Here is a 21705-nt window from a genome sequence, read left to right as displayed (position 1 = left end):
CTAAACCTTACATATTATGGCCAAGATAGCCCAAGAAGCCCGTAGGGGTGAGGCCTGTCCCTTGTGTGGTCGCGAGTCTTACTGCTTTCTAATTGGTGAACCTTCGAAACCGGACATGGTTCTCTGCCAATGGACAGAACCAAATAGACCGCCTAACGGCTGGACATACCAAGGTTTAGCCAAGGACAACCGCCCTAAGTTCTTAAGGGATGGCGCTAAACGAAGGAGAAGCCGCAAGTACCCAGAACTGGTTAGGCTACAGCCAAAGGAGCTGAGTGAAGAATCACCCCAGTGGGTAGTAGACACACCGAAACCAACGATTGCCCCTGGTGATCTAGTTGTCGTTGCCGATGGCATCACCCCAGGCATCCATGAGGTAAAACGTCGGAAGAAGAAAACACTGATGTGCTCGCCACCTGGCGGGACACAGATATTTCTAGAACTGCCAGAAAAGAACGCTAAGCCCTGCGTTGAAGATCCAGAAACAGGTGACCAGCTCCAGCGGATTGAATATCTGTATCCTGACCCGCTTAACCCAGACAAAGCTATCGGCAAAGTGGTCCGTCGTCAGTGGAGCGATCGCAGGGCCTGGTTTGAGGGCTACACCAAAACTAAGGAGGTTCGCCCCTGGTACTGGAATGAGGATGCTGGGGACTGGGCCATGGGTCGGGGGCCACGCAGCTGGCCACTATATAGAGAGAACGAAGCTAAAGAAGCGATCACCCGTGGCGAGGTGCTATTTGTCGTTGCCGGTGAGCAGGCCGTTGAAACATATCGGGCATTGGGTCTGACCGCAACGACCTGTCAAGGAGGTGAGACCAGATATGCTGACATCCCCGACAGACTATCGGGCAGCTGGGCCATGGCTAAAGATGCAGGACTGAAGCCTCTAATCGTTATACACCCTGACTTTGACCTAACTGGAGAGGCCGCTTTTTCAGTCGGTTTAACCCGCGAATGCCGCAAAGAAGGCATCGCAGCCGTGGTACTCAATCCGCTGACCATTTGGTCAGAGATGCCCCATGGTGGTGACATTAAAGATGTGGTGGATAAGGGTGCGATCGCACCGAATGAACTCCTTATTCGACTAGAAAACGCCATTGATGAAGCCATTGACCTGGCGGAGATGGCAGAACGCAATATCAAACGGCGGCTACGTTGGGGGGCTCCAGATTCAGTTGATGGTGAGCTGGGCTATTGGCGTAAGGACGATGACAGCGACGATGAATACAGTGTCTTTCGACCGCTCACTAATTTTGACTTGCAGATAGAAAAAGAGGTGGCCAGCTCAGACGGCGGCGGCTTCATCCTGCAGTTGAAACGCAGCGGCGACCACCAGCAACATCGGTTATTCCTGCCCAGCCTGGACTTTACCAGCGTCAGCAAATTTGAGGACACTTTAAAGAGGGCTCTAGGCGGAGCCCTGATCTGCCGGTTGAATAACCATCAGATGAAAGCACTGCTGAGGGTAAGGCTGGATGAATACCACAGTCGGGGCGGCAAACTCTACCGGCTAGCTGAACGGGTGGGTCAACAGTCTGATGGGTACTGGATATTCCCCAGTATTCAGCTCACACCGATCGGCGAAACCACTAGCGAAGATCAAAGCCGGTGGATTTGGAATGATGGCATCACCGGCCAGGCCGACACGTTACCAGTTCCTCAATATAATCCGGCTGCAGCCGATGCCATGGGGCAATTGGTGGAGTCAATGATTGGGTTCTATGGCTCAGTCAATATCTATCCAGCCTTATTAACCCTGGGCTATGGCGCTGCAGCTGTTCACTATCAATCGTTTATTGAGCAGACCGGCAGCTTTCCTATCTTGAACCTGATCGGTGACGGTGGTGGTGGCAAGACCACAGCTGGAGCATGTGCGTTGTCTATCTCTGGAATGCACACCGATAAGGCCGGTGGCATGCTCAAAGACGTTTCAGTGAGCGCAGCTTACGAGCGTCTAAAACTGATCGGCGGCCTGGTGCATTGCTGGGATGACCCACACCGCAACCCTGAACTAGACGAATTTTTAAAGGGGCTATACAACGGTAAACCTCGACTGGTGCGTGGTGGTGATGCCGGTAAATTTAATGCTCAAAAACCTCACAGCGCTTTGATGGTGGCGTCTAACTTCGCTGCTGGTGAAACCAACGCTGCCACTATGAGCCGGTTAATCCTGCTCTGGTTTGACTGCAACGATAAGTGTGGCAATAAGGACGACTGGCGAAAGATGAAGCGGGCTATGGATAAAGCCAGTGGTGCGTTGCCTGAGGTCATCAAGCTAGGTCTAGACCTGGATGAGATCGGGCAATGTGAGGACCAGCTATCGCCATATTTGCCCCATGCGCATTCCAGGATGGCGAGAAATCTGGCTATCATCCTGCACTACGGCAACGCTGTACTGGATATGGCTGGGGTGCGATCTCAATTTGACCTACTGAGTTACCTCAGAGATAAGGTCTGCACCATGGCCAACGATGCCGATGCCAGCACCGACAGCCTACGCGACTTCATTGAGCGTCTATCCATGTTCCGGTCCCAGGCAAAGCTGGGTGAATGGAACATGCGTTTTACCACAGAGCACAACTCGGATGTGGTGAAAGCCTTATCCATCCGCCTCAACGAGGTATGGGATGTGGTGGATAAGAACTCAAAGCTGGCCTATAACAAGCAGATTCTTAAAAACCTGCTCAAAGCCCGTGGAGCCAACATGCATGACCGGCAGAAGTTTCACGGCAATGAGGATGTATCGAAAGCTTTTGACCGTAAAGCCACCGACGATCCGAAGTGGAGGATTGCCAGGTGTATTTCTATCCCTATTGACCTCATTCGAGAGTACATCGAGATTGATGAGCGGGTTGAAAATTTTGAAACTCCAGAAAAAGTGTCAACTGAGTCAACTGACTCTGCTGATCAATCTCAAACTCTTGCCAGCACTGAAGAATCTCAGTTGACACCTATATGTCAACTGAATGTCAACTGGAATAAAAAACGTCAACTGACTAATGAAGAGGGTGATCAGGGTAAATCTGAAACTGTCACACACTCAGAATCTCAGTTGACAGATTTCAGTTGTCAACTGGCTCCCCCGGTTGACACCACTTTGTCAACTGACCAATCCCATACCAAGCAAGGCTTAGAGGGTGATTTTGAACCTCAGTTGACGCAGTTGACACCAGAAAGGGTGTCTATATTTTCACGCCACGAAGATCCTTCATTTGAAGCACCTGTCGTAGGTACGAATTCTTGTCTCACAAACGCTGAAACAATTACACAGCAATCAGAAACAGCTGTCTCAGTTGTCTCACAGCAAGATTCGGCCTTTTTAAAGCAACCAAATTCTGTTGAGGAATGTAACGACCAACTGTCACAAGGGAAGGGCAAAAAACTACTACCGCCGCTGATTCCGAAAGTAGGGGACATTGTCATCCCCACTGGAGCAACAGCGTGGTGTCGAAACGGCAGTACCAAATTGCCTAAGGGATCTATTCCTTATAAAGCCAGACATGATAACCAGATTCGCCTGGCCTACATGAGCGCTGATGGTTGGCACGCATTACAGCGCCCATCAAAAGTTTTGTCTATCTCTGCAGACAAGAAACGGATTAAGGTCCGGAATCAGGAAAATGGCCGCACAGATGTATTTGCCCTCGGGGGGCTACAAATAATGCCACCACAGGAGGGAGATGGATCGACAGATAACCCCTAATGAGCTTTGGCATATATGGCTTGCATACGTGGAATACAAAACTCCCTACGTGGCCCCTAGCACCGTCGTTCGAGACTACGCCAAATTTGAAAAACGGATACTCAAAATGATGAAAGAACGATCAGATATCAACGATGCCCGCGAGATGCGGACCTGGCTTCTAGACAACTTTGCATTGGAAACGACCAGGCGCACTATCCAACAGTTCAACGCCGCCTGTAAGTTTGCCGTCACCATGGGGGACTTGCCGAGCAATCCATTTGACGGCCTCACCCGCTACTGGGGTAAACGCCGCCAGGTGGCTGAGGATAACTACACCGCATTCACGCCCGATGAGCGGGTCGCCATCATTTCAGCATTTGAACGAGACCATCCGTTCTATGCTCCCTGGGTAAAATTCCTTTTCCTCACTGGTTGTAGACCGGAGGAAGCAAGCGCCTTGAAGTGGGGGGATGTGGCCTCAGACTTCAGTGAAATTTTGATCAATAAAGCACTGCCGGTAGATACCCGCATTGAGCAACCCACTAAGACCTATCGCTCAACGCGGTTTCCCTGCAATAGCCAGCTAAAGGAGCTACTCCGGGAGCTATGGCGTCAAGAGTCTGGCAGCGAATTCTTTGACCGGGACTACTTAACTGACAGGTGGCTACTTTCATCCGTCAAAGGTGGCCCATTTGACTATAAGAATTTTCAAAGCCGCTACTGGAAGCCCACTGTTGAGAAGTTGGTAAGCGATCGCAAAGTGGCGTTCTATTTCTCGGAATATCACGCACGGCATACCTTTATCACCGAGCTAGTTAAAAGAGGCCTGGATGAGCAAGACATCTCTTATTTATGTCGAACCAGCGTGGCCATGATTCAGCGATGCTACGCCAGTCAGTCCAGACAAGTAAGCGTACCGGAGTTTTAGCTGTGGAAAATTACTATCAACCTAATTCCAAATCACGTGCTGAAGTAACCCAGCGATATATGAACGCTGCTCCGATAGAGGTAGGTAATAGAGCTGTCTTAATTGCGGATACGGCAAAGTTAATAGCTTTATTGCTCGAAGACAGCATGGATATTCCTGGCAGAGAAATTCCGATTGACGTCTTGATCAAAGCATCAATATTTGCATGCTCAGGAACGATGGACTAAAACCGGCCTGAAATGGCCAACTGTCACACACCTAAAACCCTCATTCTTTCGTTGAGGGCGATCAATGAAAACCCCATAACTACGTTGAGTAGTTGCCCGTCCCGCAGGAAGTCACCATGCAAATATCAATGCCTAAGAAATGGTTTCTCGAACTCCGATCACCGATTCAGTTCGAGCCAAACCCGATGACCAATGGGGGATACTATATCGTCTTTTTCCCACCTATCAGCCTGTATCGATTATCTACAGGGGATTCTAAGCCCACCTACGACGACATTCCGTTTTAAGAGGTCTTTGTTATGCCGATGGATAGGAGTTTATATCCCGATAACTGGGATGCGATCGCACTTAGGGTCAAAAATGACGCTTATTGGGTGTGTGACGAGTGCGGACGAATCTGCCGGAAGTCTGGCGAGTCAGTTGATGATTTTGTGGCCCGCATTGAGGGGATAAACAAATTATTCTCAAGCTGGCCAGAGCACATATCTATATCTGAGGCTGAAATCAAGGCTCACCCTCAACGATTTACGCTGACCGTGGCTCACCTTGACCATAGGCCTGAGAATTGCGATCGCACCAACCTTAAAGCGCTGTGTGCACCGTGTCATTGCCGCTATGACCTGCAGCCATCATCAATGTTTGTAAAAAAGCAGTTGAAGCTTGAAAGACGCGGTCAATTAAGGCTGGAGGTTGGTTGATATGGTTGCTTACAACTTCAAAAAGCAATTTGCACCACTAATCAAAAGTGGAGCCAAACAGCAGACCATTAGAGCACCCCGCAAAACGAGACATGCGATCGCAGGTGAGCCCATTCAGCTGTACACCGGAATGCGCACTAAAGCTTGCTCCAAGCTGATTGACCCAGACCCCACATGTAGAGCGGTGTTGCCTATCAGTATTGATGGAAGGCAGGTGTTAATCAAAAGCACTCCTCTTATTGGGGAGGAACTCGAACAGCTTGCGATCGCAGACGGGTTCAGCTCATTTGAGGAGTTAGCTGAATTCTTTGAAGACCGGACGCCATTCCAAGGATTTCTGATTGCCTGGGGTGACTGGCTACCCTGCTGGACACCGTTTTAACTATAAATTCATTCAGCTAAAAGCCTTCAAGGAAAAAAGTCAGACATCTCCAGCCCTCATTATTAGTTAAGCCTACTCAGCCGTGTGGGCCCATGGGCCCACAACTGGCTCACCTTGTTGTTCTTTAGCTGCCAATTCTAGATTGAGTTCCAACAAACGCTCTAGGATATCGTCACTCTCATTAAAACCATAGGCTTCCATGACGAGGGCATCCAACTCTTTGTGGAGTTTATGGAGTTGGCTGACTGGTTCGTCGAAGTATTCGTTGTATAACTTTGTGATACCCCACTGCTTTTGCTCCATTTCTCCATTTCGATACTCATGGAGTTTATAGGCCTTAGAACGAATAGTTTCCACTGTTTTAGCTAGTAGATTTTGTGGAAAAGGGAATGTTTCAAAGCAGGTTTTGTGAGTGTATCTCGTATCACCTTTCAAAGTAGAACTCTGTGCTTTAACCCAATCTCTATGTATTTTTGAAGATAATATTCCAAGGATATAGAAATCGTCTGCAAGAACAACTTTTGTAGAATTGCTAGGCAACCATGTTGTGGGTGCTGGAAGAAAAATAAACCATTTTGAGTGCGCTGGAACAGAGAAATAGCATTTTAATAGAGAAATTCTTTCCCGCATCGCAGGCCTTCGACGCTCATATTTCCACCATTGTTCCTTCAAAATAGGCTGTCTATTTTCTGCACGATAAGGTTTGACTTTAGTCTTTGCATGTTCAAACGGCAAAGTATACTGACTAGCCTCTTCAAGACTCATCTCATTAAAGTCAATTATCCATCTACTTGGCTTGCCATGAGGAGCTTTAGCTAAGTCCCCAGCATCAGATAATGGCTTTATCACATCTTGATTTTTTGAATCATTTTCTATCCAAGATAGGGCTATTTCATGAGTAACTATAAAGTCTTTTCCAGTAGGTTTGACTCCCTCAGAACACCAATTACTGTTAGATAATAGTTTTTCACATTTTGAAACATCTATGTTTGGTTGTAATGATGCATTGATCCTTCGAACTTCTTGATTGTCCAAATAAAACTTTAATGGTTTTTCGTAAATCCAATTAATAAGACTGACATGGACTTTTGCTTCTCCTGACCATGTTTGAGTTGAGATCGCTTCATGAATATGGCTACCATTTTTTACCATGTAATCCAAAGAAGCTGAGCGACTGTTCCCTTGACTAATGGTATTTGTACCAACTAGCCCACCACGCCCTTTGGGCGCTAAGTTTTGCTGAGCTATACGGAACCAATAGCAACAAAAATCAACTTGATATTTTACTTGTGGAAACTTTTTGGAAATTTCTTCATAATATGAATCACCTAATTCTTGACGAATCCTATTGCCTCCCAAAAATGGAGGATTTCCTATAATTGCATTTGCTTTAGGCCATTCTGTAAACAACGCATCTTTGCAAACAATATTTTGATCAAGAGTATCCAATGGCAATGCTGGTTCGTATAATCCCAATCGATCAATTGCAACCTTCCGGGCAATCATCAAAGTTACCCGTGCTAATTCCACAGCAAACGGATTATTATCAATGCCAAAAAACTGATTAGGAGTAACAAACCCCATTTGTATTTGATCACGACGATCAGATCGTCGTTTTGAAGCAATTTTATCCAGCAAGTTTTGCTCAATCTGCTTAAGTTCTTGATAGGCAATATATAGAAAATTCCCTGACCCACAAGCCGGATCAAGGACTCGGTAAGTTTGCAATTCTAGCTGTAAAGATTCAAGCTGTTTAATCGTATTTGCCTGCTCAATTCGAGCTTCCCAATACCGAGAAATCGTCGGACGAACAATTTTCATGATGTCCGCTTCAGATGTGTAATGAATCCCATGAGCATGGCGTTCATTCTGATCAATAGCTGACTCAAAAATATTGCCAAAAATCGCAGGCCGTACCTTCTTCCAATCTTCCAGAGCAGATATTTCTAAAAACTTCAATTCCTTTTTAGTCAGCGCTAGCGGATGAATTTCATTAAATAGCCCACCATTGAAATAATCCACTCCTTGAAATCGACCGGCAGGCGTCTTTCCAGAGGTATTCATCTCCCGAAAAAGCCCACCAAGCAAGTCATAGGAACTCTCACCACCGAGACAATCTTGAACACACCGCACAAACAACGTCTCAGGTAATAACCCCCGGTCCTCTGCAAACATCGCCAGCACACACTGCAACACAAACCGCTGAGCAATCTGGCCAGCCCGCTGATGATCGTCTTCCCCCTCACAAATGAGCCGCTCCTGTAGCAGCCTAAACAGCTGCCCCATACGGCTAGCCGCTTTTTCTGTCACCTCAACCTGGTTATTCCCAAAGACCGATTTACGCTCCCTCACCTCCATAAAGCCAAAAGTGCCAGCACAGTCAGGTAGCTGCTCCAGCTGCACCTGGTCTATGGGCGTATCAATTTGAATATCAAAGTCATAAACCCAAAACTCATCAAAGTTGCACAGCAACACATAGCGGGGCCGGTTCGGTACCGCCCGCTGCCAATAATCAAACGCCTGGGAGTAGTGCTTAGACAGATCCACCCCACGCTTTTTCATCTCAATCAAAACGCGAGGCTTCCAAACCAGGTCGGCAAAGCCCGTCTTACCCTTTTTGCTACCCTTCCGAATTCGCTTTTCATAGACTGCTCCCGCTTCCATCGCTCCCTCATGGCCAAACGCCCGAAAGAAACGATCTAGAAATGTCTGAGCCTCACTTTTTTCATCACCAGTAATGTACTGCTTACAGAAATTGACGAACGTCTGGAGGGCTTCAGATCGAGAAGTCATAGCATGGTTGATTTTGGGTTATCTCAGGTAGCGTGCCCCAAAAAACAAGGAAACTTGATGAAGAGCCTACAGCGCCTGCACTATATCTCTAGACATATATAGATAAACACAATATGAACCTTCAGCTGCTCAGATTCCACAACTGCAAAGCCTTCAACGAGAATTGAACTCGTGACCTCTCCCTTACCAAGGGAGTGCTCTACCGCTGAGCTATGAAGGCTGGTGGTGGGCCGTGTTGGATTCGAACCAACGTAGGCGTAGCCAGCGGATTTACAGTCCGCCCCCATTAACCACTCGGGCAACGACCCACAACTGCCGGTATTCCGGCGATGCCAGGAGGCGGACTTGAACCGCCGACACGAGGATTTTCAGTCCACTGCTCTACCAACTGAGCTATCCCGGCAACAAGCGGCATGACTGCCTTCGCTTGTGCGCCTAAACAAGTTAGCAAAAGAGTGGAACCCTTAGCAAGCTAAAACTCAGGATATTTTTTTCTTTAGCTGCGACACCAAGTTTCTAGATGCCTAATCTTCAATATAGAAAGGGATTACAGGCCTCTGAGAACTTGTTGTTTTTGCAGCGATTCATGCCTGCAGTTATTCCTCAATCTCTCGGAGGCGAGCCAGCTTCAGATAAAATGCTCCTTCACCCTGACCAGCATAGGACCTGACTCTTACAGTGTACTGACCAGATTTGGAAATGCGTGCAAACAATAATGAATTGGTTGAGCCATCTGGACCATCATCGTTTTCGCTGACAGTGGTGCCGTCATCTCCAATTAAGCTGACTAGCGTATCGAACTCCTCTGAAATAACATCAATGGTGATTTGGTCACCTTCAAATAACTCAACACTGTAGTCTCTGGCAAAACCACCGACCCCTGTGGGAATGTCATTTTCAGAAAGCGTATCGTTAATTTCACGCTCTCCCGATAGCTCGATAGGATTGTATATCTGAGCTATTGCACTCTTACTGGCATTCAGCATGCCAAGCGCTAGTAACGTTGTGGGAATAAGCAGAGCACGGCGTAAAATTTTTCTAGATTGCTTCATAATTGGACGAGAGACGGGTCATTTAGATGGTGACATTATGCACCAAGTCAGGATGGCAATGTGTGGCTCAAACAGCTTGTAACGTTCGTTAGCTGGCACGGTTACCGAAGCTAACGCTGCATCAATTTTCTAGACAAAATTTCAGGTTTTTCGCGAGCTATGCTTTCGATTGATTGAAGCGTGTAGCATTCTAGTGATTTGCAAAGCATGTGATTATCATTTATGCCCCTCTCTGATTCACCGCCAACGGCTGCAGAACGCAACTCGCAATTGGCCCTGCAGCGACTGCGTGGCCTTAGTCGCGTTCTAGATAATGCGATCGCAATCCCAGGGATAGGGTATCGCGTTGGTTTGGACCCTCTCATTGGCCTACTCCCCGGTGGCGGCGACTTGGTGGCAGGAATCATCTCCATCTATGTGGTGGCAGAAGCCGCCAGGTTAGGCGTCCCTGCAGCGACGCTGGGACGCATGGGCTTCAATATTCTGACTGAAGTAGTGATCGGTACGGTCCCGATGGTTGGAGACCTATTTGATGTTGTCTGGAAAGCCAATGCTCGTAATGTTGCCCTTTTAGAACGGCATCTTCACCAGCCTATCCCCAGTCGGCGAACAGATAAATTATTTGCGATCGTATTAATTGCAGGACTATTGATCATCGTGATCGGAGTCGCCACTCTTTCCCTACTGTTTGTGCGTTGGGTCTTCCAACTGTAGGATAATAAGCCTGTTAAATTGCCAGTGGAATAGAGGAATTACATGGTTGGAGCAGCCGATTTTGTGGCCGATATCACCAAAGGCGACCCAGACCAAAACGTCACGCTCGACTTTAAAATTCCCGATCCCAGCGACGCCAACATTTCTGAACACGATTTTAATCAGCAAATCGATGTCGCCTGGCAAGTCTGTGACCGATTTGATTTGCAAACCGATATTTGGCGTGGTCGTATTTTAAGAGCAGTTCGAGATCGCGAAAAGCAAGGCGGCGATGGGCGCGGCACTGGTTTCCTAAATTGGCTAAAAGAGAGAGAAATCAGTAAGAGTCAGGCCTATGGATTGATTGAGCTAGGCAACAGTGCCGATGAATTACTCAAAGAGGGCCTGCTAAACGAGCAGTCCGTTAACCAATTCAGTAAGCGTGCCTTTGTCGAAACATCACAGGCCGCTCCAGAAGTTCAGCAAATGGTTACCGAAGCCGCTCGTCGCGGAGAGCAGATTACCCGCAAGGAGGTCAAGCAGCTGGCGGATGAATGGACAGCCATGACCTCAGACTTGATTCCCGAAACGGTGAGAGAAAAAGCTGCTAATAACACTATTCCAACACGGTATCTCACACCGCTGGTTAAGGAAATGGAAAAACTTCCCCCTAGTCACCAGGAAACCTTGCGAACCGAAGCCGCTCGGAATCCAGATGTAGATACCCTTAAGCAAATCACCTCTGAAGCTCGCTACCTATCCAAATACATTGCTGCAGCCAGCCAGGTTCAAACCATTGACCCAGATGTCGTCGATTTAGAACAGGCCCTGGAAGAAGCTTTACGTGTAGGATGCCTAAATTCCACTGCAGATCTGGTCAATCAAGCAACTCAGTTAGAACAGGCTACCGCAAAACTATACACGGCTTGGCGACGGCTCAATAAGCTCGCAGAACGGGTTTACGTTGATAGTGGAGAAAGCACGCCTAATTTGCGAGCACTCCTGAGTGCTTTAGCCCCGCTCACAAATGAAATCATTGAAATTCAGCTCGGTAGCTCCAGTAGCCCTTCCACCAAGACAATTCGGCTCCAAGTTTTGGGTGAAGTTGATTAAGGCCTCAACATAAGTTTAGCCAGAATTTAGCCAGACAAATCACAGCGATAACGTCTAAATTCATTGCCTACTGTGGGCATGCGCTGAAAAGCATCACAGCATTCAAGGCCTTGATGCGATCGCTTGCATCAATTTCAATCTAATAGATAAAAATTCTAAATAGATCATCCTAGAATACTTGCAAACAAATAGGGTTGCGGCACTTTAGCTGGTTCCACAAACATTTTTACAATACTGATAGGGTGTAAAGTGTGAAATCAGGTGTCAATATTTAAGTTAACCGCAGCAATTGTGCTAGGCCATAGCTTGGATATGGACAGCGAGTGGTTATTGTAATGCAGGAATTGGACAGATATGCCGCAGCTTGAGGCCAGCCCAACGCTCGATTTTCAGAGTGAAGCATACAAAGATGCCTACAGTCGCATCAACGCAATCGTCATTGAAGGAGAATTGGAAGCTAACGATAACTACAAAAAGTTAGCTGAAAACCTGAACGAGCATAAAGATGAGCTCATTAAGCTAGCTCGCATGGAAAATCGTCACATGAAAGGTTTCCAAGCCTGTGGCAAAAACCTGAATGTAACGCCAGACATGGAGTTTGCGAAGATATTCTTTTCCAAACTGCATGATAACTTCAGGCAAGCTCGGGATGAGGGCAAGATTGTGACTTGCTTACTAATTCAGTCCCTGATTATTGAAACCTTTGCTATTTCTGCCTATAACATTTACATTCCCGTAGCCGATGATTTTGCTCGAAAAATCACTGAGGGTGTAGTCAAAGACGAGTACATGCACCTCAATTTTGGCGAGGAATGGCTCAAAGCTAACTTTGAAACAGCAAAGGCTGAATTAGAAGAAGCTAATCGTCAAAACCTGCCTTTGGTTTGGCAGATGTTAAACGAAGTAGCTGATGATGCCGCCGTTCTAGGCATGGAAAAGGAAGCTCTTGTAGAGGACTTCATGATTACCTACGGTGAAGCACTAAGCAATATCGGATTCACAAGTCGCGAAGTTATGAAGCTTTCCGCCCAGGGACTAGCAATGGCATAAGTTTCCTAGATCTTTGAAAGGAGGCTGGTCAGGCGACCAGCCTCCTTTCTCATTGCAATCGCACAGCCAGGACAACCGTACAGCTGTGCCGCTACGAACTGCATGACTGTAACGTTTTGTTGTAGTCTAATTTGCTAAGATTGTTTTTTATAGAAACGTCCCTAATGTTTGGCTTAATCGGACATCTTACTAGCTTAGATCATGCCCAATCGGTCGCCCGTGATTTGGGATACCCAGAGTATGGCGACCAGGGTCTGGATTTTTGGTGCAGCGCTCCTCCCCTTGTGGTGGAGGACATTAAGGTGACCAGCGCCACTGGCCAAGTTATTGAGGGACGCTACGTGGAGTCGTGCTTTCTTCCCGAAATGTTGGCAACGCGACGTATTAAAGCAGCCACTCGCAAAATTCTCAATGCCATGGCGCAGGCTCAGAAGTTAGGGATTAATATTACGGCTTTGGGCGGATTTTCCTCAATTATTTTTGAGAATTTTAAGCTCGAGCAAATTCGTCGCGTACGAAACTTAGAGCTAGATTTTCGGCGTTTCACGACCGGTAACACACATACTGCTTACATCATCTGTCAACAAGTTGAGCAGGCAGCTCCTCAACATGGCATTGACCTCACTCAAGCCACAGTGGCTGTATGTGGTGCAACCGGAGACATTGGTAGCGCCGTTTGTCGCTGGCTAAGCCACAACACTGGTGTTAAGGACCTTTTACTCGTCGCCCGTAATCGGGAGCGATTAGATAACCTCAAAGACGAGATTGGCATGGGTAAAGTCATGGGCTTAGAAGAAGCTCTGCCTTTGGCTGACGTAGTTGTTTGGGTGGCGAGCATGCCCAAGGGTATTGACATAGATCCCAGCACTTTGAAGCAGCCCTGTCTGATGGTTGACGGTGGCTACCCTAAAAATATTGACAGTAAGTTTAATCACCCTGGCATTCATGTACTTAAGGGCGGCATTGTCGAACACAGTTTAGATATCGATTGGCGCATTATGCACATCGTGGCCATGGATGTACCGGCTCGACAGCTATTTGCCTGTTTTGCTGAGTCAATGCTGTTAGAGTTCGAGAAGTGTCACACTAATTTCTCTTGGGGTAGAAATCAGATCACTCTTGAGAAGATGGAACAGATTGGTGCAGCCTCTGTCAAACATGGCTTTCGTCCCTTACTGATAACCTAAATATATCGATCGACTATCTCTCATCACTGTTCACTAGGCAGCCAATGTTTTTTGGGGGCAGTTTACGATAGGGTGGATGCAGTGCTGGAGTACCTAAAACTGTTATGGCAACAACAGAACGACGGGCTATTTTGCTCGACTTTGAAAAGCCTTTGGCCGAGCTAGAGTCTCGAATTCTGCAGATACGAGCGTTGGCGGAGGATAATGATGTTGATGTTTCAGCACAAATCCAGCAGCTTGAGTCACGTGCCCAGCAACTGCGACAAGAGATTTTTACCAGTCTGACACCAGCCCAGCGGATTCAAGTTGCCCGTCATCCTCGTAGGCCCAGTACGCTAGATTACATTCAGGCTATTTCTGAGGAATGGATAGAACTGCATGGTGATCGGCGTTCTGGCAAGGACGATTTAGCCTTGGTGGGAGGGATTGCACGTTTCCACGGCCATTCGGTCGTCATGCTTGGTCATCAAAAGGGTAGAGATACTAAGGATAATGTTGCTCGCAATTTTGGCATGGCCTCTCCAGGAGGCTATCGCAAAGCTATGCGCTTGATGGAACATGCGAATCGGTTCAAAATGCCAATCTTTACCTTTATTGATACTCCCGGAGCTTGGGCTGGACTAGAAGCGGAGCAACTGGGACAAGGTGAAGCGATTGCCCATAATCTTAGAGAAATGTTCCGTCTCGATAGCCCAATTATCTGTACGGTGATTGGTGAAGGTGGCTCCGGCGGGGCCTTAGGGATTGGTGTCGGCGATCGGCTCATTATGTTTGAGCACTCTGTCTATACCGTAGCGAGCCCTGAAGCGTGTGCTGCTATTCTGTGGAAGGATGCATCTCGTGCCTCACAAGCTGCTGAGGCTTTAAAGATAACAGCCTGGGACTTGCAAAACCTGGGTATTCTGGATCATCTCTTACCTGAACCTACTGGGGGAGCTCACTCAAATCCCATCAAAGCGGCAGAAGGATTAGAGTCAGCTCTTTTGGAGAACCTTGAAACATTGTTAGCCATGTCACCAGAACAACGTCGGCAGGAACGCTATCGTAAGTTTCGGCAAATTGGTGTCTTCTCCGAAGCCGCTTAATTAGCACGTTGGTAAGTATTGCGATGAATGGACATGCGGGCCATCGCACTTTATCAGTGAGAGCTTTAAGACATTTTTGGATGCTTTTATTGACTATTTTTAGCCTCACTCTAGCAAGATTAAAGATTAATGAGAGCTAAATGAGTTGTTACTCTGCGCATGCAACTCCCGCAAGACCTAATTTCTACCAGGCTTACAAAAATCTCTTCCACTTAAAATGCCACAATCTTCGCAACATTTGTTAACATTGTTTTTAAGTGATTTTTTAACTTGCATTCCATTGATGCCTTCTGCATGAACATCGCTCCTAATCGTCGCGCATTAATTACAGGTGCTAGCACTGGCATTGGTCGTGCTACTGCCCTGGCCTTTGCTCAAGCCGGATTTGATGTGGCATTGGTCAGTCGTTCGTTGGATAAGCTGCAAATACTGGCAGATGAAATTAGTGCGATCGCACCAGTTAAAGCTCAAAGCTTTCCAATTGATCTGGGTGTGATTGAGCAAGTCAGGGAGCAAGTGGAGGGCATATTAGAAACTTTTGGTCCTGTTGATGTGTTGGTTAACAACGCTGGCATGGGCTACACAGGTGCACTCAACCAAATGCCATTGGCTGATTGGTGTCAGGTCATCGATCTCAATGTGACCAGCGTTTTCCAATGTATTCAAGCAGTACTGCCCGGCATGCGAGAGCGCAGCAGCGGGATGATCATCAATGTGGCATCAATTGCAGCTCGCCAGGCCTTTCCTGAATGGGGTGCTTACGGCATCAGTAAAGCAGCAGTTGTAGCCTTATCTAAAGCTATCTCAGTAGAAGAACGCGAGCATGGTATCCGCGTAGTCACCATTTTGCCAGGAGCCGTCAACACGCCACTCTGGGATACAGACACCGTTCAAGCTGACTTTGACCGCTCCGGCATGCTGACCCCTGATTTAGTGGCCAATGCCATCTTGCAAACTGCACTACTCCCCCCTGGGGCGGTGGTCGAAGAGCTGACTATTATGCCAAGCGGAGGAGCCCTGTGATTCCCTAAACGCATATTGAATCAGGCCAAGGATGCTTGGCCAATTTTTGCCTGCCCAGGCCCCCCTTTTTTGCTCACTATTCAGACGTTAATTCACCCACACCATGGTCATTTCCACTAACAGCTCTACTAACGGTTCTAAAGCTAGCAGCATGATTGGCAAGTCACTAGAAGCATCTGTCCGGCCTGATCGGTCTAAAACTCAAGGGCACGAGGCTTTACTGCATGAACCTTCTGCCAATAATGAAAAACTCATGCAGGCTGTTCACACCATGTTGGCTGAATTAGGAGAAGATCCTGAGCGCGAAGGCTTACTCAAAACCCCAAAACGTGTAGCTGAAGCCATGCGCTTTCTCACCCAGGGCTATACCCAATCCTTAGAAACCCTTGTCAACAATGCCATCTTTGATGAAGGGCACAATGAAATGGTTTTGGTGCGTGATATTAACTTCTTTAGCTTGTGCGAGCATCACATGCTGCCATTTATGGGACGAGCCCATGTCGCTTATATCCCTAACCAGAAAGTTGTCGGTCTGAGCAAATTAGCCCGAATTGTTGAAATGTACTCTCGGCGGTTACAGGTGCAAGAGCGCCTAACGCGCCAGGTCGCTGAAGCTATCAGTGAAGTTCTCGAACCTCAAGGTGTGGCCGTTGTCATGGAAGCTAGCCACATGTGTATGGCTATGCGTGGTGTGCAAAAGCCCGGCTCTTGGACGGTCACTAGCGCCATGCTTGGTGTCTTCCAAGATGATCAAAAAACTCGCGAGGAGTTTTTAAGTCTGATTCGCCACCAGCCTGCTTTCTCCAACTATTAGGTAGGAATCTGAAAAAATCAGCTCCTGGCGCTTTTCCTAGAAAAACGTCGATACAGTGAAGTGAATATTGTCAGCAGGAACCTGAACTTGCCAACGATATTCACTGGGTTAATATGTTGCCTGACAGCAGCTTGTCATGCTCATACTATCGATGCGATTTATTAGGAGTAAGTAAAACCTATGAGTCCTCTGAATATTGGAACTGGTGGTGAAACGATTAGCGCTGGCACTGAGACCTTTGAAGCTAGCCATGTAGACGTGATTGAAACTGTCATTGCCAGCCTCGATCAGGGGGGTAATGCCATGGTGAGTCGCGATGCAGACGGATACCTTTGGAAGTTTACCTATGGCAGTGTAACTGTGTATGTACAACTTACAGGCATAGGTAACGAAGACACCTTAACCGTCTGGTCTCCTTTATTGAAGTTACCAGTGGCCAATCAAACCGCTCTGATGCAGGAGTTGCTGGCAATGAACTGTGGAGAAACGTTTGAGGCCTGCTACGGCATCTCTAATCAAGAGGTTTTAGTGCTAGCTAGTCGAATTTTGGCTGATATTAACCCCGGTGAAATTTCTCGACTGATGACAATTGTCGCGACCATTGCTGATGAAATGGATGACGTACTTCAGGAGAAGTATCCTGCTAGTTAGTTTATGGCTAAAACATGGCGGCTAATTCCCTCGCTCGAAGCCTCCGGTTTTACTCAAATGGCGATTGATGAATGGCTGTTAGAACAACATCGTCTAGGCAATGGGCCGCCATGTCTGAGGTTTTATACATGGCGGCCCATTGCCATTTCTTTGGGATATCATCAGCGGCACTATCCGGCGAGCTGGCATGATCTAAAGTGGCAAGGGCATACCCTGGATATAGTGCGGCGGCCGAGCGGTGGTCGGGCGGTTCTACATCAAGGCGATTTAACCTACAGTCTCATTGTCTCTGGATACAGTGGTCGACGTCGAGATATTTACGCCCATCTATGTCAGTTTTTAGTCCAAGGCTGGCAACGTCTTGGGGTTTCTCTGCACTTAGGGGCCGATAAGCATAGCTACCAGCGCTCTACTAACTGTTTTGGTACAGCGACTGCGGCTGATCTAGTTGTAGAGGGCGGTTACAAAGCTATTGGCAGTGCCCAGCTCTATCGTGACGGGTACATATTGCAACACGGCTCCATGCGGCTCATGCCTGCTCCTGAGCTAGTTGAAAAGGTATTTGGCACAACTATCACACCACCTCCCCAGTTAAACTTACAGGCAACGGTGATCGCTGAAACGCTGGCAGATACTGCTCAGGATGTCTTTGGCATTAGCCTTGAGACAGCTGCACTGTCTCAAACAGAAATCGAACAGGCAACAGTCTTTGCCCAGTCAAAATACTGTGCCTAACTCCATGACTAGCTGCATCTATCCAGGCGACCTGGCAGTCCATAGTCAGCAGACTGCGACTGCTGGCTACCCATTGGAGACTCTAGAGATAAACTGCGTGTCAATGCAGTGGATTGAGCATGCTTAGACAATTGCTGTTGTCGCCCAGCGTTTTCTTGCAATCGTTGCGTCAGTCTAGTCAAAAGGCTAGTAGCAACTACACTGCTGACGGGCAATATGCTAGGCATCCAGTAATTATGATTAAAGGCTAAAATCACCGCACTGCCCCACACCACAATGCTAATCACATTAGCTAGCCCATAAACTCCTAAACGCTGATATGAGAGCCAATAACCCAGAGCTGGGCTCAATAGCATAAACATTGCCCAAATAGGCCAAATAATGGGCTTCAGATGAGTTTGGGCGAGTAAGTTATTAGCAGCGACAATATGTTGATAAACTCCCGCAGTGGGTGGGGTTTGGTCATAGGGTGTAGCCATAGCATCGAGACCAACACCTGTAAAACCAATAAACACAATCTTATTGGCAAACGTTGAGGCTGGAACTTCTCCACTCAATACATCCACGAATGAGTAACGGGGAGCACTTTGGGTAAGTCCACGCCAGTTTAGCCAAAGGTTTTGCTTTAGTAAGTCGCTATTCTCCAATGTCGGATTGTCCGCATAGCGTTGCACAGCCGCTATGCTTAAAGCTGGAATACCATTGATTCTCGAAGGATAGGTACGAGTGATGCCATCGGCATCAGCATGGTAGTGGATATGTCCCGTTGCGATCGCACCCTCCACCACATCAGCATTAGGCCCAATCACCCCCCGTTGTTCATTCCATGCAGTAGCCAGCACAACATTGCCATGGTGCGCCATGGCTTCAGCCAGTGCCGGATCAGAATCAGTAGATTCTGCAAACAGAATATCAAACGCAATCACGCTGGAGTTAGCCAGGGCCAGCCGATTAAGTAAGTCAGTGTAGTAATGACGGGGCCAGGGAAATTGACCAATGGCCGTCAGGCTTGGTCCGTCAATTTCAATTAGGGTCACCCGGTCATCCCATGGACGCTCACCTCTTACTCCAAATAAATGACTATAAATCCTGTGCTCAAGAGATAATCCAATATCTGTACGGGCAGCTATCAGGGTTAACCCTGCCACCAAAAGTCCAGGCAGCAATCGCCACCCAGATTTACATAACCAATGCTTCATAAAAATTGTTGCTGACCAAAAGGTGCAAGCGACATCGCCATGCACCATTTCAACTATGACAATACGTTAGCTGCCACCGTACTCAACAACCAATGGACAAATCACTGAATATACTTTGGCTAATCTATCGGTTGTCTAGGGGCCTGATATCCATACATTGACTGCGACTGATACAAAGCAGGAATTGATTGAGAAGTGAGACAAATCGCTGAAATTCCTTTTTTAGGGCTAATCTCCACAGTCGTCTCCGGTTAGAGCAAAAGTTTTAGGTAATCATCCCCAGGCGTAAAATTACTCAGCATTTCTTGCAATGGCTGCTAGCTGTAGTCCAGATGGATAGGCTCCTTCTTCTTTGATGCGATCAATAAGGGCTTCTGAAATCGGAAAATTGAGTCGTCTCGCTAATGCCCGTACTACATCGCCTCGGTCAATGGTGCCAGCAACCGCATCCGCCGGAGATAAGACAGTGATACGCCGCAGCTCATTTTCTTCTAGATCTGTAATCACTTTAGATAGCGGCGTTTCTTCGCGCACATGGGGGAGTGCTAATAACGGATGGGCTAACTCAGCCAGTGTCATGTTTTCCCAGCGACTCCGCTCAATTTGACGCAAATCATCGAGGGAAATCATGCCTCGATAACGACCGTTTGAAGCCGCAAAATACATCACAGACTTGCCTTCCTGGAGTAGCTGTTTATCAGCAAATTCTCGCAGGGTTAAATTCGCATCAATCACCTTAAACTCTCGCACACTGGCATCCTTCGCCTTGAGACTAGCGATCGCATCCTGTAAATCACTGACTCGGTTATAGGCACCCGCATTACGCACCGCAAACCACCCCAGTAGTGAAAACCACAGGAAGGTAAATTGCTGAGTCGCTAAATAGGCGTATATGCCGATTGTAATTGCCATCCACCCCAGTAACTGACCTACCCTGGCAGCCCAACGCACTCCTTGAACCCGACTACCAGTAATTTTCCAAACCAGAGCTTTCAAGACCTGACCACCATCTAACGGCAGCCCTGGAATTAAGTTAAACAGAGTTAATACCAGGTTGATTTGAGCAATAGTCCCCACTGCCTGGGTAACAACCGTTTGCGCTGGCAAAATTAAGGCGATCGCACTTAGAGCCAAAAACAGGAAAAAACTGACCATCGGCCCTGCGATCGCCACCTGAAATGCCTGTCCAGGGGTTTTAGATTCTTTATCAATTGAGGCAATACCACCGAATAAAAATAGGGTGATTGAGTTAACTTGAATCCCCTGCCGTCGTGCTACCAGGCTATGCCCTAACTCATGGAGCAGGACAGAACCAAACAACAGCAGCGCCATCACCAAACCCACTACAGTTGCTATCGGGAAGGAGAATCCATCGTTGCGAAGATCGCTGCCGTAGGCAAACGTCATCAAGAGAACGATAAAAAACCACGAGCTATCAATGAATAGGGGGATGCCGAAAATTGCGCCAACGCGCCAACCGGATTGCATAGTGATATACCTTTGATATGCCTAGGGACCCAGGAAGAGGATTTAAAGAACGGTCTTAATAAAATAACTGAGCCAAAAGTGTCAGGTTTTGCCAGGGAAACCCCCGAGGCTGAATGTGATTTAGACTACGAATTACCCAAATTCCAAGAACTGCCTTTATTTTAGTGAGAGGCTTTACCAATAGCGTTACTGGATTTCCGAATCTTTATCTATGCGGATTAAAATCTGTGGCCTCACTCAAGTAGACCAGGCTGTTGCGATCGCAACCATGGGAGCCACTGTACTCGGTTTTATTTGTGTCAAACAATCTCCACGGTATGTCACCCCAGAGACAATTCGTACCATTGTCCAGGCCCTGCCGCCAGTTGACCGCATTGGCATCTTTGCCAATGCCTCCCTCGACCTCATCAAGCAAACCGTAACCATTGGTCAACTTAGCGGCGTACAGCTGCATGGTCAAGAGTCCCCGACCGAATGTCAGCAAATTCGGTTGGCCATGCCCCAGGTAGAACTGATTAAAGCTCTGCGGATTCGAAATTCTCAGGATCTCGCACAAGTCAACCACTATGCCCCCTACGTTGACACCTTTTTACTGGATGCCTACCACCCTCAACAGCTAGGCGGTACCGGCCACACCTTAGACTGGCAAGCCTTACAAACTTTTCATCCGCCAAAACCTTGGTTTTTAGCTGGCGGACTGCGTCCTGATAATGTAGCCAAAGCTCTATCGCTGCTGTCACCCGATGGCATCGATTTATCCAGTGGCGTAGAAACCACCCCTGGCCATAAGGATTTAGCAAAAGTGCGCCAACTAATCACAGCAGTCAGAACAGTCTGTACGTAGTACAGTGTCGAGAGTTTGTAACAAAACATCTCTGACCCTAAATCTTGATTACAGA

At 47.5% G+C, this 21705-nt stretch carries 20 protein-coding genes and 3 tRNA genes; 16 read left to right on the top strand and 7 right to left on the bottom strand.

Annotated features, from left to right (window positions below):
- The first annotated feature begins 16 nt into the window (after positions 1-16).
- From N836_RS46050 to N836_RS0137305, 6 genes are all read left to right on the top strand, one after another.
- The gene (locus N836_RS46050) at positions 17-3706 is read left to right on the top strand and encodes a hypothetical protein (protein ID WP_023071429.1); all 3690 of its coding nucleotides are present in this window, start codon (positions 17-19) and stop codon (positions 3704-3706) included.
- On the top strand, positions 3684-4616 hold the full coding sequence (locus N836_RS46045; RefSeq protein ID WP_023071428.1) for a tyrosine-type recombinase/integrase: 933 nt from the start codon (positions 3684-3686) through the stop codon (positions 4614-4616). Before N836_RS46050 ends, N836_RS46045 begins: the two co-directional genes overlap by 23 nt.
- A gap of 2 nt (positions 4617-4618) precedes the next feature.
- Complete coding sequence (locus tag N836_RS75650; protein WP_152532078.1) at positions 4619-4843, top strand: hypothetical protein; 225 nt, start codon at positions 4619-4621, stop codon at positions 4841-4843.
- Between the two features lie 116 nt (positions 4844-4959).
- Entirely contained in the window at positions 4960-5130 is a 171-nt protein-coding gene (locus N836_RS76390; protein ID WP_161634938.1) for a hypothetical protein, read from the top strand.
- A gap of 12 nt (positions 5131-5142) precedes the next feature.
- Positions 5143-5541 (top strand): hypothetical protein, encoded by a 399-nt coding sequence (locus tag N836_RS46040; RefSeq protein ID WP_023071426.1) that lies wholly within the window; start codon positions 5143-5145, stop codon positions 5539-5541.
- Position 5542: 1 nt separating this feature from the next.
- Positions 5543-5923, top strand: a complete 381-nt coding sequence (locus N836_RS0137305; RefSeq protein ID WP_023071425.1) for a hypothetical protein — start codon at positions 5543-5545, stop codon at positions 5921-5923.
- 72 nt (positions 5924-5995) lie between these two features.
- On the opposite strand, the gene N836_RS46035 is transcribed toward N836_RS0137305, so the two are convergent.
- The 5 genes from N836_RS46035 to N836_RS46015 form a co-directional block, all read right to left on the bottom strand.
- Entirely contained in the window at positions 5996-8716 is a 2721-nt protein-coding gene (locus tag N836_RS46035) for a DNA methyltransferase (protein ID WP_023071424.1), read from the bottom strand.
- Between the two features lie 148 nt (positions 8717-8864).
- A tRNA-Thr gene (locus N836_RS46030) sits at positions 8865-8936 on the bottom strand.
- A gap of 3 nt (positions 8937-8939) precedes the next feature.
- Positions 8940-9024, bottom strand: a tRNA-Tyr gene (locus N836_RS46025).
- A gap of 22 nt (positions 9025-9046) precedes the next feature.
- Positions 9047-9119 (bottom strand) — tRNA-Phe (locus N836_RS46020).
- A 193-nt stretch (positions 9120-9312) separates the two neighbouring features.
- On the bottom strand, positions 9313-9768 hold the full coding sequence (locus tag N836_RS46015; protein WP_023071423.1) for a PPC domain-containing protein: 456 nt from the start codon (positions 9766-9768) through the stop codon (positions 9313-9315).
- A 222-nt stretch (positions 9769-9990) separates the two neighbouring features.
- Here N836_RS46015 and N836_RS46010 point away from each other — a divergent pair, with 222 nt between their 5' ends.
- The 9 genes from N836_RS46010 to N836_RS45970 all read left to right on the top strand — a co-directional run bounded on the left by N836_RS46010 (position 9991) and on the right by N836_RS45970 (position 18119).
- Positions 9991-10482, top strand: coding sequence for a DUF4112 domain-containing protein (locus N836_RS46010; protein ID WP_023071422.1), 492 nt, complete (start codon positions 9991-9993; stop codon positions 10480-10482).
- Positions 10483-10524: 42 nt separating this feature from the next.
- Complete coding sequence (locus N836_RS46005; RefSeq protein WP_023071421.1) at positions 10525-11574, top strand: hypothetical protein; 1050 nt, start codon at positions 10525-10527, stop codon at positions 11572-11574.
- A gap of 354 nt (positions 11575-11928) precedes the next feature.
- Complete coding sequence (locus tag N836_RS46000; RefSeq protein WP_023071420.1) at positions 11929-12624, top strand: aldehyde oxygenase (deformylating); 696 nt, start codon at positions 11929-11931, stop codon at positions 12622-12624.
- Positions 12625-12788: 164 nt separating this feature from the next.
- Entirely contained in the window at positions 12789-13811 is a 1023-nt protein-coding gene (locus N836_RS45995; protein ID WP_023071419.1) for a long-chain acyl-[acyl-carrier-protein] reductase, read from the top strand.
- A 104-nt stretch (positions 13812-13915) separates the two neighbouring features.
- Positions 13916-14896 (top strand): acetyl-CoA carboxylase carboxyltransferase subunit alpha, encoded by a 981-nt coding sequence (locus N836_RS45990; protein WP_023071418.1) that lies wholly within the window; start codon positions 13916-13918, stop codon positions 14894-14896.
- A 294-nt stretch (positions 14897-15190) separates the two neighbouring features.
- Positions 15191-15919 (top strand): SDR family oxidoreductase, encoded by a 729-nt coding sequence (locus tag N836_RS45985; protein ID WP_023071417.1) that lies wholly within the window; start codon positions 15191-15193, stop codon positions 15917-15919.
- Positions 15920-16022: 103 nt separating this feature from the next.
- On the top strand, positions 16023-16733 hold the full coding sequence (gene folE / locus N836_RS45980; RefSeq protein ID WP_023071416.1) for a GTP cyclohydrolase I FolE: 711 nt from the start codon (positions 16023-16025) through the stop codon (positions 16731-16733).
- Positions 16734-16913: 180 nt separating this feature from the next.
- Positions 16914-17384 (top strand): YbjN domain-containing protein, encoded by a 471-nt coding sequence (locus N836_RS45975; RefSeq protein WP_023071415.1) that lies wholly within the window; start codon positions 16914-16916, stop codon positions 17382-17384.
- Between the two features lie 3 nt (positions 17385-17387).
- Complete coding sequence (locus N836_RS45970; protein WP_023071414.1) at positions 17388-18119, top strand: lipoate--protein ligase family protein; 732 nt, start codon at positions 17388-17390, stop codon at positions 18117-18119.
- Between the two features lie 8 nt (positions 18120-18127).
- Here N836_RS45970 and N836_RS72950 read toward each other — a convergent pair whose 3' ends face one another.
- Together N836_RS72950 and N836_RS45965 are read right to left on the bottom strand one after the other, a co-directional pair.
- A complete protein-coding gene (locus N836_RS72950; protein ID WP_051394528.1) occupies positions 18128-19318 on the bottom strand; it encodes a CHASE2 domain-containing protein in 1191 nt (396 codons plus the stop codon).
- A gap of 291 nt (positions 19319-19609) precedes the next feature.
- The gene (locus N836_RS45965) at positions 19610-20806 is read right to left on the bottom strand and encodes a site-2 protease family protein (protein WP_023071412.1); all 1197 of its coding nucleotides are present in this window, start codon (positions 20804-20806) and stop codon (positions 19610-19612) included.
- A gap of 211 nt (positions 20807-21017) precedes the next feature.
- Here N836_RS45965 and N836_RS45960 point away from each other — a divergent pair, with 211 nt between their 5' ends.
- Complete coding sequence (locus tag N836_RS45960) at positions 21018-21650, top strand: phosphoribosylanthranilate isomerase (protein ID WP_023071411.1); 633 nt, start codon at positions 21018-21020, stop codon at positions 21648-21650.
- Positions 21651-21705 lie beyond the last annotated feature (55 nt).

The sequence above is a fragment of the Leptolyngbya sp. Heron Island J genome, assembly GCF_000482245.1.
Taxonomy (GTDB): domain Bacteria; phylum Cyanobacteriota; class Cyanobacteriia; order Phormidesmidales; family Phormidesmidaceae; genus Leptothoe.
Note: the sequence above shows the minus strand (reverse complement) of the source record. Positions and strands in the feature narration are given on the sequence as shown.

Excerpts from the sequence above, each read along its gene's own strand:
- N836_RS46050 (WP_023071429.1), top strand. The coding sequence starts at position 17 with ATGGCCAAGATAGCCCAAGAAGCCCGTAGGGGTGAGGCCTGTCCCTTG.
- N836_RS46045 (WP_023071428.1), top strand. The coding sequence starts at position 3,684 with ATGGATCGACAGATAACCCCTAATGAGCTTTGGCATATATGGCTTGCA.
- N836_RS76390 (WP_161634938.1), top strand. The coding sequence starts at position 4,960 with ATGCAAATATCAATGCCTAAGAAATGGTTTCTCGAACTCCGATCACCG.
- N836_RS46040 (WP_023071426.1), top strand. The coding sequence starts at position 5,143 with ATGCCGATGGATAGGAGTTTATATCCCGATAACTGGGATGCGATCGCA.
- N836_RS0137305 (WP_023071425.1), top strand. The coding sequence starts at position 5,543 with ATGGTTGCTTACAACTTCAAAAAGCAATTTGCACCACTAATCAAAAGT.
- N836_RS46035 (WP_023071424.1), bottom strand. The coding sequence starts at position 8,716 with ATGACTTCTCGATCTGAAGCCCTCCAGACGTTCGTCAATTTCTGTAAG.
- N836_RS46015 (WP_023071423.1), bottom strand. The coding sequence starts at position 9,768 with ATGAAGCAATCTAGAAAAATTTTACGCCGTGCTCTGCTTATTCCCACA.
- N836_RS46010 (WP_023071422.1), top strand. The coding sequence starts at position 9,991 with ATGCCCCTCTCTGATTCACCGCCAACGGCTGCAGAACGCAACTCGCAA.
- N836_RS46005 (WP_023071421.1), top strand. The coding sequence starts at position 10,525 with ATGGTTGGAGCAGCCGATTTTGTGGCCGATATCACCAAAGGCGACCCA.
- N836_RS46000 (WP_023071420.1), top strand. The coding sequence starts at position 11,929 with ATGCCGCAGCTTGAGGCCAGCCCAACGCTCGATTTTCAGAGTGAAGCA.
- N836_RS45995 (WP_023071419.1), top strand. The coding sequence starts at position 12,789 with ATGTTTGGCTTAATCGGACATCTTACTAGCTTAGATCATGCCCAATCG.
- N836_RS45990 (WP_023071418.1), top strand. The coding sequence starts at position 13,916 with ATGGCAACAACAGAACGACGGGCTATTTTGCTCGACTTTGAAAAGCCT.
- N836_RS45985 (WP_023071417.1), top strand. The coding sequence starts at position 15,191 with ATGAACATCGCTCCTAATCGTCGCGCATTAATTACAGGTGCTAGCACT.
- folE (WP_023071416.1), top strand. The coding sequence starts at position 16,023 with ATGGTCATTTCCACTAACAGCTCTACTAACGGTTCTAAAGCTAGCAGC.
- N836_RS45975 (WP_023071415.1), top strand. The coding sequence starts at position 16,914 with ATGAGTCCTCTGAATATTGGAACTGGTGGTGAAACGATTAGCGCTGGC.
- N836_RS45970 (WP_023071414.1), top strand. The coding sequence starts at position 17,388 with ATGGCTAAAACATGGCGGCTAATTCCCTCGCTCGAAGCCTCCGGTTTT.
- N836_RS72950 (WP_051394528.1), bottom strand. The coding sequence starts at position 19,318 with ATGAAGCATTGGTTATGTAAATCTGGGTGGCGATTGCTGCCTGGACTT.
- N836_RS45965 (WP_023071412.1), bottom strand. The coding sequence starts at position 20,806 with ATGCAATCCGGTTGGCGCGTTGGCGCAATTTTCGGCATCCCCCTATTC.
- N836_RS45960 (WP_023071411.1), top strand. The coding sequence starts at position 21,018 with ATGCGGATTAAAATCTGTGGCCTCACTCAAGTAGACCAGGCTGTTGCG.